This window comes from Ancylobacter sp. Lp-2 (genome assembly GCF_020523795.1).
Taxonomy (GTDB): Bacteria; Pseudomonadota; Alphaproteobacteria; order Rhizobiales; family Xanthobacteraceae; genus Ancylobacter.
In genome coordinates this window covers 656,504-668,863 of record NZ_JAJALI010000003.1, presented here as the reverse complement: position 1 = coordinate 668,863, position 12,360 = coordinate 656,504, and the positions used below count along the sequence as shown (strand labels likewise).

The 12,360-nt window shown below is 68.5% G+C and carries 13 protein-coding genes; 11 read left to right on the top strand and 2 right to left on the bottom strand.

The window, feature by feature from the left end; translation table 11 throughout:
* From LGR54_RS11425 to LGR54_RS11380, 10 genes are all read left to right on the top strand, one after another.
* Window positions 1-219 (top strand): hypothetical protein (locus LGR54_RS11425; RefSeq protein WP_230362067.1); only part of this gene is annotated, 219 nt, incomplete at its 5' end.
* Between the two features lie 349 nt (window positions 220-568).
* Window positions 569-1,543: a UDP-glucuronic acid decarboxylase family protein gene (locus LGR54_RS11420; protein ID WP_230362066.1), complete on the top strand. Its 975-nt coding sequence runs from the start codon at window positions 569-571 to the stop codon at window positions 1,541-1,543.
* A 38-nt stretch (window positions 1,544-1,581) separates the two neighbouring features.
* Window positions 1,582-2,703 carry a UDP-glucose 4-epimerase GalE gene (galE, locus tag LGR54_RS11415; RefSeq protein ID WP_370638182.1) on the top strand — a complete coding sequence of 374 codons (1,122 nt, stop codon included), beginning with the start codon at window positions 1,582-1,584 and terminating at the stop codon, window positions 2,701-2,703.
* A 26-nt stretch (window positions 2,704-2,729) separates the two neighbouring features.
* Entirely contained in the window at window positions 2,730-3,518 is a 789-nt protein-coding gene (locus LGR54_RS11410; protein ID WP_230362064.1) for a hypothetical protein, read from the top strand.
* Between the two features lie 13 nt (window positions 3,519-3,531).
* On the top strand, window positions 3,532-4,479 hold the full coding sequence (locus LGR54_RS11405) for a hypothetical protein (RefSeq protein WP_230362063.1): 948 nt from the start codon (window positions 3,532-3,534) through the stop codon (window positions 4,477-4,479).
* Complete coding sequence (locus tag LGR54_RS11400; RefSeq protein WP_230362062.1) at window positions 4,476-5,249, top strand: glycosyltransferase; 774 nt, start codon at window positions 4,476-4,478, stop codon at window positions 5,247-5,249. The genes LGR54_RS11405 and LGR54_RS11400 overlap by 4 nt, the downstream gene beginning before the upstream one ends.
* A gap of 112 nt (window positions 5,250-5,361) precedes the next feature.
* The gene (locus tag LGR54_RS11395; RefSeq protein WP_230362061.1) at window positions 5,362-6,549 is read left to right on the top strand and encodes a nitrogen regulation protein NR(II); all 1,188 of its coding nucleotides are present in this window, start codon (window positions 5,362-5,364) and stop codon (window positions 6,547-6,549) included.
* On the top strand, window positions 6,533-7,150 hold the full coding sequence (locus LGR54_RS11390) for a response regulator transcription factor (protein ID WP_230362060.1): 618 nt from the start codon (window positions 6,533-6,535) through the stop codon (window positions 7,148-7,150). Before LGR54_RS11395 ends, LGR54_RS11390 begins: the two co-directional genes overlap by 17 nt.
* Before the next feature lie 103 nt (window positions 7,151-7,253).
* Window positions 7,254-7,601: a response regulator gene (locus LGR54_RS11385; RefSeq protein WP_230362059.1), complete on the top strand. Its 348-nt coding sequence runs from the start codon at window positions 7,254-7,256 to the stop codon at window positions 7,599-7,601.
* Between the two features lie 134 nt (window positions 7,602-7,735).
* Window positions 7,736-8,428 (top strand): Crp/Fnr family transcriptional regulator, encoded by a 693-nt coding sequence (locus tag LGR54_RS11380; RefSeq protein WP_230362058.1) that lies wholly within the window; start codon window positions 7,736-7,738, stop codon window positions 8,426-8,428.
* Window positions 8,429-8,602: 174 nt separating this feature from the next.
* On the opposite strand, the gene hemN is transcribed toward LGR54_RS11380, so the two are convergent.
* Complete coding sequence (gene hemN, locus LGR54_RS11375; protein WP_230362057.1) at window positions 8,603-9,922, bottom strand: oxygen-independent coproporphyrinogen III oxidase; 1,320 nt, start codon at window positions 9,920-9,922, stop codon at window positions 8,603-8,605.
* A gap of 63 nt (window positions 9,923-9,985) precedes the next feature.
* On the opposite strand from hemN, the gene LGR54_RS11370 reads away from it, so the two are divergent.
* Window positions 9,986-11,101 (top strand): AbrB family transcriptional regulator, encoded by a 1,116-nt coding sequence (locus LGR54_RS11370; protein ID WP_230362056.1) that lies wholly within the window; start codon window positions 9,986-9,988, stop codon window positions 11,099-11,101.
* A 30-nt stretch (window positions 11,102-11,131) separates the two neighbouring features.
* Here the strand turns inward: LGR54_RS11370 and hemA are convergent, their stop codons facing one another.
* Window positions 11,132-12,358 (bottom strand): 5-aminolevulinate synthase, encoded by a 1,227-nt coding sequence (hemA, locus tag LGR54_RS11365; RefSeq protein ID WP_230362055.1) that lies wholly within the window; start codon window positions 12,356-12,358, stop codon window positions 11,132-11,134.
* Window positions 12,359-12,360 lie beyond the last annotated feature (2 nt).

The window sequence follows — 12,360 nt, the reverse complement described above, 5'->3', positions numbered from 1 at the left end:
ATCCTGGAGAAGGGCGGCGGGGTCGACTATTTCGTCGACTGGAACGTGACGCGCGACCGGGTGGTGTTCGACAGCGCGATCTTCTCCTCGATCGGTGCGGCGATGACGGCGGCGTTCCAGAGCGGCACCGACGTGGTGATCTGGGACGGCCATGACGGCATCGTGCTGCAGAACGCCAAGCTGACCGATCTCACCAGCAGCAATTTCCTCTTCACCTGAGACGCAGACGGCGCCCGCCGACACCGCAGGGCGTCGGCGAGGACGCAGCGGCAGAGGGCGGGGGAGGGCAGGATCGGCCATGGGCGCGCCGGCTCGGCCGGTTGGATCCTCGACAGAGGCGGCCTTCCCGACAGGGAGCGCCATGGCGTGCGTCCCGCGCAGGCGGGTTCACTCGGCGTGAGAGGGCGCGGCGCGGCATAGCGCAGCGTGATCCGGCGCGGTGGATAATGACGCGCTGTCTGCATGCGCCGGGTCGGGCCGTCCTGCCCGGTCCTCTATTAGCGAAACCTTCATCGCCCTGCTGTAGGCGGGATAAGTTCGTCTGTGCTGTGGCACCCGGAATCGATTCATGCATCTTGAACGGCGCGTCCTCATCACCGGTGGGGCCGGATTTCTGGGGTCGCATCTGGCGGAGTACCTGCTGAAGCGGGGATGCCAGGTGCTGTGTGTGGACAATTTCTTCACCGGCACCCGGCGCAACATCGAGCATCTGGCCGGGCATCCCGGCTTCGAGCTGCTGCGCCACGATATCGCCCATCCGCTCTATGTGGAGGTCGACGAGATCTACAATCTTGCCTGCCCGGCCTCGCCGATTCACTACCAGCGCGACCCGGTGCAGACCACGAAGACCAGCGTGCTCGGTGCGATCAACATGCTGGGCCTCGCCAAGCGGCTCAACGCCAAGATTCTGCAGGCTTCCACCAGCGAAGTCTATGGCGACCCGCAGGTGCATCCGCAGGCGGAAGACTATTGGGGCAATGTGAATCCGATCGGGACGCGCTCCTGCTACGATGAGGGCAAGCGCTGCGCAGAGACACTGTTCTTCGACTACTGGCGCCAGCACCGGTTGCAGGTCAAGATCGCGCGTATCTTCAATACCTACGGCCCGCGAACCCATCCCAATGATGGACGCGTGGTATCGAGTTTCATCGTGCAGGCCCTGCTGAATCGGGATATTACTGTCCATGGCAGTGGCGAGCAGACGCGTTCATTTTGCTATGTCGATGATATGATTGGTGGTTTGATCAAGCTTATGGAAAGTCCGATGCAGGTGACGGGGCCGATCAATCTCGGCAACCCCACCGAGTTCACCATCCTGGAGCTGGCCAATCTCGTCATCGATCTCGTCGGTTCCCGGTCGAAGATCGTGTTCCGGCCGCTGCCGGAGGACGATCCGCGCCAGCGCCGGCCGAATGTGGAGCGGGCGCAGTCCCTGCTCGGCTGGCAGGCGGTGGTGCCGTTGCGTGAAGGCGTGAAGCGGACGATACCCTATTTCGAGTCGCTGGTTTCGCAGGGACTGGTGCAGCGTGTTATCGCTGTTTGAGCGAACGCGGAGATGGTCGCGGTGACAGCGGAAAGAATGTGGTGACAGCGGAACGAATCCTGGTGGTCGGTGGGGCCGGCTATATCGGCGCCCATACCTGCAAGGCGCTCGCGCAAGCCGGCTTCCTGCCGGTGACCTTCGACAATCTCTCCACCGGCCACCGCGACTTCGTGCGCTGGGGCCCGCTGGTCGAGGGCGACATTCGCGATACCGCCGCGGTGGCCGCCACAGTGCGCGAGTACGGCGTGGTGGCCGCCATCCATTTCGCCGGCTCGGCCTATGTCGGCGAATCCATGATCGATCCGGCCAAATATTACGAGAACAACGTCGCCGGCTCGCTGTCGCTGCTCAACGGGCTGCGCGCGGCGGCGTGCGACAAGCTGGTGTTCTCCTCGACCTGCGCGGTGTACGGCCAGCCCGAACACATGCCGATCGACGAGAGCGTGCCCACCGTGCCGGTCAATCCCTACGGCCAGACCAAGCGCATGGTCGAGCACATGCTGGACGATTTCGGCATGGCCTACGGCCTGAAATCGGTGGTGCTGCGCTATTTCAACGCCTGCGGCGCCGACGCGGCCGGCGATCTCGGCGAATTGCGCGATCCCGAGACCCACATCATCCCGCGCGCGCTGATGACTCTGCAGGGCTATATCGACGATTTCAGCGTGTTCGGCGCCGATTTCCCCACTCCGGACGGCACGGCGGTGCGCGACTATATTCACGTGGTCGACCTCGCCGATGCGCATGTGCTGGCGCTGCAGCGGCTGCTGCGCGGCGAGCCCGGCGGCACCTTCAACCTCGGCACCGGCGAGGGGTACTCGATCCGGCAGGTTCTGAGCGTGATCGAGGAGGTGACCGGCCTGAAGCTGCCGGAAGTGGTCGGCAACCGGCGGGCGGGCGACCCGGCCATTCTGGTGGCGAATGCGGCGCGCGCCCGCGATGAACTGGGCTTCGAGACTCGGCGCTCGGATCTGCGGCAGATCATCGAAACCGCCTGGCAGTGGCACCTGCGTGCCCATCCCCGGCGCAACGCGCCGATCGAGGTTCGACCCGTCGAGGCCCTGCCCGCCGACGTTCTGTCGGTCGATGCCGTGTCCGTCGATGCTGTGTCCGTCGAGGCCCTGCCGGGCGATGCCGCGGGCCGGCGCGCGAGACGCTGATCGTGCATCCCGCGAGAGAACCCGCCATGCGCAGTATCGCCGAGCCGGATCCGGACGCCTCGACACCGCTGCCGCCGCTCGCCGGCCAGCGCGAGCCGCGTTCGACGTGGGTCGCCCTGCTGGCCCTGCATCTCGATGCGCGCCGCAACTGGCGGGAACTGGTCGCCACCGTCGGTGGCGACGAGGCCGGTCCCAACGAGGTCGATGTCTTCCTGGTCGGGCTCCTCGCCCGTTTCGCCGGTGTCGGGCGCGTGCGGGTGGCTTCCGCTGAACTCGCCCGCCGGCTGGAGCATTGCCGGACCGATTCCGCCTTCGTCTTCGCCGAACGGGCGGGCGAGGTGCCGGCCGGTGACGAACTGCGGCTCTATTCCCTGGCCGAGATCGGGCTGGCCGAGCAGGCTGCGGCCGCCGGGGCGCTGGTGCTGGTGCATGGCGTCGGCCGCGACTGGCAGGCGCCGCTGGCGCCGTCGGGTGTCGAGAGCGTGCGCCGCCGGCCGCTGGCGGGGCTGTCGCCGGCGCTGTGGAAGTCGTCGCTGCTGCTGCTCGCAACCGAGGGTGCCTGCGCCGCGCGCGATCGCCTGCTGGCGCAGGTGACGACACTGCTCGCCGATCGCGCCATCGACCCGTTCTTCCTCCTGGACCAGATCCAGGAATTGCGGGCCGCCGCTCGCCGTCCGGAGGCGGCGCCCGACGATGCGGAGGCGCTCAAGACGCGCATCGCCGAACTGGAGCACGAGCTTGCCGGACTGCGCCGCTACGCGCTGGTGCAGCAGGAAAGCCTCCAGCGCCTCGGCAGCGCGGCCGGTCTTCCGTGACAGGGGCGGCGGCATGATCCCGGTCATCGCTCCCATCGGCATCAACTGGTTCTATGAGAGCCAGGCGACCAATCTGGCACAGGACCTGTCGGCGTTTGGGCTGGCGGCCGCGGCGCTGTCCTCCAGCGATGTCGCCGCGCTGCGTGCGCATGCCGGCAGCACGGTGCTGATCGTCAACTATTCCGAATGCCTGATCACCGCGGAGCGGGCGGGCCGGCGCGGCGAACTGGTCGCGGCTCTCGGGGAGTTCGAGCACCGGGTCCTCGTCAATTACGACACCATCTATTCGCACTGGTTCGGCAACCAGTTCCCCGCGGATGCGCCGCCGATCACCGCCATCGTCGACCTGACCATGGTGCGGCAGGTGGCGGTGCCTTTCGTGCGCGGCGTGCCCTATGCGTGGGCGCCGGAGGCGTTTTCGGCGCGCGAGCGCGCGGCCGTGCGTCCCTGGCAGCCCGGCCGGCCGCTGCCCTGGGCGATGCTGGGCCATGCCACCGCCGACCGGGCGGCTTTCCTGTCCGCCGCCATGGAGGCGCTCGGCAGCGACGGCCTGGCTTTCCTGCCGCCGCACCGGCCGTTCGACCGGCGCTCCGGCTTCGAGGCGACCGAGATCGCCCGGGTGCTCGCCCGGTCCGATCTCTACCTCTGGAGCAGCCACCACAGCTTTCCCTATCACGAGGGCTTCCGGGCGCTGCATGCCGTGGCCGCCGGCGCCGTCCCCGCCAAGGTAGATCCGTTGAACGCCGCCCATTTCGCGCATGTCCCCTGGGTCTATTCCAGCCTGGAGGCGGTGAGGGAGGCGCGGGAGCGGCACGGGCTCGCGGGCCTGTACCAGGCGGCTTTCGACTTCATCGAGCGGCACGGCCGGCTGGCCGGCAATGTCGCCGAGGCGATCGCGCCGTGGCATTCGCCGGCACGGCGGCTGCTGGAGGACGGCAGCAGGCTGGAAGTCGCGCAATGATCGGCGGGCGCAACCCTCACGGCGTGTCGATCTGCATTCCGAACTGGAACCACCGCAACTATCTCGGCCGATCCATCGGCAGCGCGCTGCGGGCGGCCGAGGCGCTGAAGGACCGCGGCGTGGGCTGCCAGGTCATCGTGGTCGACGATTTCTCCCGCGACGGCTCGCAGCGCCTTCTGGCCTCGATGGCGTTGGCCGACCGGCTGGGCGTGCTCGATCCGATCCTGGCGACCAGCAATGAAGGGCTCGCCGCGACGCGCAACCGGGCGATGCACCATGCGCGCTACCGGCATGTCTGCTTCATGGATGCCGACAATGAGCTGGTGCCGGACAATCTCTACCATTTCTGGCGCGCGGCGCGGGACACCGGCGCGGCGATCACCTACGGCAATCTGGTGATGCACAATGGCGAGCGCTCGATCGGGTTGCTGTCCAACGATTTCGTGGACGAGCGCATCTACGACATGAATTACATCGACGCCTTCTCGCTGGTCGACGCCGACCAGGTGGAGGAACTGGGCGGCTACTACGGCAAGCATGCCGCCGCGCATGAGGACTGGGAGCTGTTGCTGCATCTGTGCGCGGAAGACCGCCTGCTGGTCTTCGTGCCGATGGTTCTCGGCTACTATCATGTCGCGCCGCTGTCGATGATCCAGACCACCGCCTTCGATCATTCGAAGATGCGGCGCGTTTACGCCCAGCGCAAAAGCGGCCTGCCCCTTGGCTTTGACGGGCGGCGTATCTATCATCCCGACATAGGCTGGCTGTAGCGCGGCACCAGCAGGGGCGACGACGAGCCGGATGCGGATTGCCGGAAGCGAGTTGGTGCGTCGAGTGCCGCTCAAGCCTGCCGCGTTGCGTATCTCTGGACAGGCCGACGTCATGCGCGAAATGAGTGGCGAGTATGAGCGGGCAGAGCCCAATACCGTCTCCGGGGCGCGGCTGCTCTCGGTGCTCGACACGGCGGCGGATGGCATCATCGTCATCGACGCGCGTGGTCGCATCCTGGTGTTCAACAAGGCCTGCGAGAAGATGTTCGGCTTTCCCGCCGCCGACGTTCTGGGACAGAACGTCAAGGTGGTGATGCCGACCGAATATGCCGTCGAGCACGACGAGTATATCGGCAGCTATATTCGCACCGGCGAGCGGAAGATCATCGGCATCGGCCGCGAGGTGCACGGCCGCCATGCCGACGGCACGGTGTTCCCGCTGGAGCTGTCGGTCGGCGAAGCGCAGACGCCGGAAGGCCGCCAGTTCATCGGCATCCTGCGCGACCTGCGCCCGCGCAAGGAGGGCGAGCAGCGCCTCGCCGAGCTGCAGAGCGAACTGGTGCATCTCGCCCGCGTCTCGGCGATCGACGAGATGGGGGCGGCGATCGCCCATGAGCTGAACCAGCCGCTCACCGCGCTGATGCTCTATCTGCAGGCGATCCGCCGCGCCCACGCCAAGGGAATCGACCTCAATGCCTCGGTCGGCGACATCCTCGACAAGGCGACGGGCGAGGCCGAGCGCGCCGGGCACATCATCCAGCGCATGCGGCAATTCGTGGAAAAGCGCGACCCGGTACGTCAGCTGCGCCTGCTCGATCCGCTGGTGGACGACGCCATCGAGCTGACCCTGCTCGGCCAGCGCCACCGCATCGCCATCGGCCGCGAGCAGCAGGACGATCTGCCGCTGGTGCTGGTGGATCCGGTGCAGATCCAGCAGATCATCGTCAACCTGGTGCGCAACGCCATCGAGGCGGCGGCGCAGGCGCGGCGTCCGGCCATTCGCATCGCGACCTCCCGGACCGCCAGCCACGTGGTGCTGGAGGTTTCCGACAACGGGCCGGGCATCTTGCCGGAGGCGCTGCCGAAGCTGTTCCAGGCCTTCGCCAGCTCAAAACGTCGCGGCATGGGGCTCGGGCTTGCGATTTCCCGAACGATCGCTCAGAACCACGGCGGCGATCTGGTGGTCGATCCCGGTGGCCAGGGACGCGGCGCATGCTTTGCCCTGTCGCTGCCGATCCGGGCCGACATGGCTGGAATCGAGGCCGAGCAGGGAGGGCAGCCGCATGGCCGGGCAGGGTGACATCTTCGTCGTCGACGACGATCCGGCGATCCGCGATGCCCTCTCGCTGGTGATGAGCCTCGAAGGCTATCATGTGCGCAGCTTCTCCGATGGCGCCGCCTTCCTCGCCATCGCCCGGCAGAATGTACCGGCCTGCGTCATCCTCGACGTGCACATGCCCGGCCGCTCCGGCCTCGATATCCTCAAGGAACTGGAGGCCGACCATTATCCGGCGCCGATCTTCATCATCTCCGGCCAGGGCGATATCCCGATGGCGGTCGATGCCATCCGTCATGGCGCGCTCGACTTCATCGAGAAGCCGTTCGATGCCGACACGGTGGTGGAGCGGGTGCGCGAGGCGATCGCCGCGCAGGCGCAGCGCGCCGGCAATGGTTCGGGCGACCTGCTGACGGCGCATTTCCCCGGCCACGGCCTGCTGACCCCGCGCGAGCGCGAGGTGCTGGTGCAGATCGCCAACGGCGCCTCCAATAAGGAGGCCGGGCGCAAGCTCGGCATTTCGCCGCGCACCATCGAGGTGCATCGCGCCCGCATCATGGAGAAGCTCGGCGCCAAGAATGCCGCCGATCTGGTGCGCATCGTGCTCAAGGACATGCGGGCCTGAACGGCCCCGGTTCCGGTTCCGCCGGCCCCTGTGCTGCGCATTCCTACGAATTGCCGCCACCTCTCGCCTTCGCCACCTTCGGGGAAAAGCGGGAGGCACGGCGGTGCGCATTCACGTGCTCGAGGACGATGGCGGGGTGAGCGATTCGCTCAGCTTTGCCTTGAACAACCTCGGTTACGAGGTGGTCTTCTACAAGACCGCCGAGAGCTTCTTCTCCCAGTCGCCGCCCGCCTCTGGCGATGTGGTGCTGGTCGATCTCAGCCTGCCCGGCATCACCGGGGGGCAGACGGTGCGGTGGCTGCAGGGCCTTGCCCGGCCGCCACGCGTCGTCGTGGTGACCGGCCAGTCGCAGACGGTGATCGACCACCAGTTGCGCGGGCTGGCGCCGCTGCAGGTTATGCGCAAGCCGCTGGACTTCGAGGCGCTGGTCGACGCGCTGCCGGATGCCTGAGTCGCCGGGCGTGGCGCTGCCGCCGCTTCGCGGTTCCGCAGTTTCCCTTGCGCAGTTTCCCTTACGCAGCCGCCCCAACTGTGCGTCGCAACATTCGTCCGTATGGTCTGCCACACAGCGTAACGGAGGCTTCCATGCGACAGGCAATCGAGGATCGGATCGGCACCAGCCACGGGCGCTCGCATGCCCCCGGCGCCGAGCTCGGCCATGCGCTGCTCGACGGTCCCGCTCCGGGCCAGCGGGTCGGAGGCCATGCGGTCCTGCTGCATGAGGGCGATCCGGCCCGGCGCATCATGGAACTGGTCGAGGGCGCGGTGATGCTGACCAAGCTGCTGCCCGACGGCCGCCGCCAGGTGGTCGAGTTGCTCGGTCCGGGCGACGTGTTCGGCCTTGCCTGCGGCGACGCCTATGTCTGTTCCGCCGAAACGCTTACCGCCAGCGTGGTGGTCGCGCATGAGCGCGGCGCGCTGGAGCGCGACGGTGCGCTGGCCGCCCGGCTGCTGCGCCGCTTCGAGAGCCAGCTCTGCACCCTGCACGCGCATGCGCTGGTGCTCGGGCGGATGTCGGCGCTGGAGCGCGTCGCCTTCTTCCTGTTGCGGCTGATGCCGGAGGGACGCCAGCCGGGGCGCGGCGATGCCCCGCTCGACGGATCGGTGCATATCGCCATGACCCGGCAGGAGATCGCCGATTTCCTCGGCCTGACGCTGGAGACGGTGAGCCGGGCGTTTTCCGAGCTGAAGCGCCGGGGACTGGTGGCGCTGCTGCGCGCCGACGAGGTGCGCATCCGCGACCGTGGCAGCATGGAGCGGCTCGCCGGGGCCGCCTGAGACGCAGGGAATACGCCGGAGGGGGACAAACAAGAACAAATTCATCCGGTCGTGCGGCCCGAGGCACTTAGCCCCAAAAGGCTTCGGCGCCGATCCTCGATACGCCCCGCGCTCCGCCGCGGGGCGTCTTGTTTTCGGGGCCGGGCCGGGCGCGCCAGCCGGCCTGCACGCCGCTTACACCGCCACGGAATGCCGGGCGGTGCCCTGCTGAAGCCGGGCGTCGAGGGCGGCGGCGGCGAGCCGTACGAAGGGGCGCCCGCTGGGGGTGACCTCGACATGGCCTCCCTCGATGCGGATCAGCCCGTCCGCCGCCAGCGGCGCGAGGCGCGGTGCCGCCTCGCTCAGGATCTCCTCGTCGAGATCCACCGCGAAGTCGCACATCAACTTCTCGATGAGCCGGCCGCGCCGGATGTCGTCGCGAGTGAAGGCGACACCGCGCACCGTGGCGAAATGCCCGGCGTCGAGCGCTCGGATATAGGCGTGCGAATCGGCGGCGTTCTGGGTGAAGCCCTGCGGGAAGCGGCTGATCGCCGAGGCGCCGAGCCCGATCAGCGCATCCGCCTGATCGACGGTGTAGCCCTGGAAGTTGCGGCGCAGCCGGCCCTCGCGCGCCGCCACCGCCATCGGGTCGTCGGCCCGGGCGAAATGGTCGAGGCCGATGGCGACATAGCCGAGCGCGACCAGCGCCTCGCGCGCGGCCTCCGCCTGTTCCAGCCGCTCGGCGGCGCCGGGCAGGGCGCTCTGGTCGATCAGGCGCTGGTTCGGCCGTACCCACGGCACATGCGCATAACCGAACAGCGCGAGGCGGTCCGGCCGCAGCTGCGCCGCCATGTGGGCGGTGCGGCGCACGTCGCGCGCGGTCTGGCGCGGCAGGCCGTACATCAGGTCGAGATTGACGGCGGCCACCCCGGCCTCGCGGATCAGCGTCACCGCCCGCTCGACGGTGCCGAAGGGTTGCACGCGGCCGATGGCGGTCTGCACATGGGCCGAGAAGTCCTGCACCCCGAAGCTGACGCGGTCGACGCCGATGGCGGCGAGGGCATCGGCCAGCGCCGCGTCGGTTTCGCGCGGGTCGAGTTCGATGGCGTGCTCGGCCAGCGGCTCGAGGTCGAACGCCGCGGCGAGGCGGTCGAAGAGCCGGCGCAGGGCTTCCGGGCCGATGAGGCTCGGCGTGCCGCCGCCCCAGGCGATGTGGGGCACCGGCCGTCCGCCGGCCGCGCCCGCCGCCAGGGCGATCTCGCGCTCCAGCCGCGCGACATAGGCGGCGACCGGACTGGCCCGCCGCGTCGCCTTGGTGGTGCAGCCGCAATAGAAGCAGAGCGCCGAGCAGAACGGCACATGCAGATAGAGCGACAGGCTGGCGCCGGACGGCAGCGCCGCGAGCCATTGCGCGTGCTGTTCGGCACCGATCTCCGCGCTGAAATGCGGTGCGGTCGGATAGGAGGTGTAGCGCGGCACGGCGCGCTCGGCGTGAAAAAGGGCGGAACTGGTCATGTGTGGAAATTGACCTTCGTGGTCGGGAGGCGCATTGATCCGGAACAAACGAAATCGTCGTTCATGCCGCATCCGCATTCTTCCGAATCTCGTCGCGCGCGTTTGCGCGGCTTTGCCCGACTCGCCGGAACGCTGGCGCTGGCCTTTGCCGGCGGCGGGCTGTTCGCGTTTCTCGGTATGCCTGCCGGCTGGCTGTCCGGCGCGCTGGTGGCCTGCGCCATCGCCTCGCTGGCGGGGGCGCCGATCGGCATTGGCCGACGGGTGCGCGACGTCACCTTCGTGCTGCTCGGCACCTCGATGGGCTCGGCGATCTCGCCGGAGACGCTGAGGGGGCTCGCCAGCTGGCCGGCCACCATGGCGATCCTGATGGTCTCGCTGCCGGCGATGATGCTGGCGGTCGGGTTCTATCTGGAAAAGATCGCCAAATGGGACCGGCGCAGCGCCTTCTTCGCCGCCGCGCCGGGGGCGCTGTCCGCCGTGTTGATCATGGCGGAGACCTCGGGCGCCGATGTGCGGCGGGTGGTGTTCGGCCAGTCGCTGCGGCTGTTCGTGCTAGTGGCGCTGCTGCCGGCGGCGATGGGCGGGCTGGGGCACCAGCCGGCCGGCACGCTGCCGATCAATCCGGTGGCGCCCGATCTCTATAATCTGTTGCTGTCGCTCGGTGCCGGCGCGCTCGGCGGCTTCTTGTTCGAGCGGGCGCGGTTTCCCGGCGGCGCCATGGTCGGCGCCATGCTGACCAGCGGCGTGCTGCACGGCTCCGGCTTCGTCGAGGGGCGGCTGCCGGACCTGTTGCTGATCGTCTGCTTCGTCATCCTCGGCGCCAATTCCGGCGCGCGCTTCGCCGGCACCTCGATGGCGACGCTACGGCGCTTCTTCATCGATGGGCTGGTGGCGCTGACGGTGGCGGTAAGCGTCGCCTTCCTGTTCGCGCTGCTGGCGGCATGGATTTCCGGCGAGGCGCTGCCGAAGGTGTTCCTCGCCTATGTGCCGGGCGCGCTGGAGGCGATGACCATCATGGCCTTCGTGCTGGGCGTCGATCCGGCCTTCGTGGCCGCGCACCATCTGGCGCGCTTCGTCGGGTTGTCGCTGTGCCTGCCGCTGGTCGTGCGCTTCGTGTTCGGGCCGTCGGCGGTGCCGAAGCCGGGCACCGCCGATCCCGACGCCGAGCCGAAGGACTGACCGGCCGTCGGCTTCGCTGCGGCCGGTGCCTTATTCCGCGGCTTCGGCGCGGGCGACGAAGTCGAGCCCGAGCTTCGTCCACACATCGACCATCGCGGTGACGAGCTGCTCGACGAGCGCGTCATCGTGCAGCGGGCCGGGGGTGATGCGCAGCCGTTCGGTGCCGCGCGGCACGGTCGGGTAGTTGATCGGCTGGATGTAGATGCCGTGCTCGGCGAGCAGCATGTCGCTCGCCGCTTTGCACAATTCGGCATTGCCGACCATCACCGGCACGATGTGGGTGTCGGTGTCGAGCTGCGGCAGGCCGGCGGCCTCGAAGGCGTTCTTCACCTTGGCCACCTGCTCCTGCTGGCGGGCGCGTTCGGTGCTGGACGACTTGAGATGGCGCACCGAGGCGGCGGCCGCGGCGGCGACCGCCGGCGGCAGCGCGGTGGTGAAGATGAAGCCCGGCGCATAGGAGCGCACCGCGTCGATCACCGCGCGCTTGCCGGTGATGTAGCCGCCGACCACGCCGAACGCCTTGCCGAGCGTGCCCTCGATGACGTCGACCCGGTGCATCACCCCGTCGCGCTCGGCGAGGCCGGCGCCGCGCGGGCCGTACATGCCGACCGCGTGCACCTCGTCGAGATAGGTCATGGCGCCGTATTTCTCGGCGAGGTCGCAGATGGCGCCTATGGGGGCGACATCGCCGTCCATCGAATAGATGCTCTCGAACACCACCAGCTTGGGCCGGTTGCCGGCGGCGATCAGCAGCTCTTCCAGATGCGCGAGGTCGTTGTGGCGGAACACCGCCTTGTCGCGCCCGGCGTGCCGCACGCCCTCGATCATCGAATTGTGGTTGAGGGCGTCGGAGAGGATCAGGCAGTCCGGGATCAGCCGGGCGAGTGTCGAGATGCCGGTCTCGTTGGAGATGTAGCCGGAGGTGAAGACGAGGCCGGCCTGCTTGCCATGCAGGTCGGCGAGCTCGCGCTCCAACTCGACGATGGCGTGGCTGTTGCCGGAAATGTTGCGGGTGCCGCCGGCGCCGGCGCCGACCGTGCGGGCGGAGGCGCACATCGCCTCGATGACGCTCGCGTGGCAGCCCATGCCGAGATAGTCGTTGGAACACCAGATGACGATGTCGCGCGCACCGTTCGGCGAATGCCAGGTCGCGCGCGGGAAGCGGGCGACGTCGCGCTCGATCTCGGCGAAGGTGCGATAGCGCCGCTCGCTCTTCAGCGTGTCGACGGCGGCCTCGAAAATCCCGGTGTAATCCATCA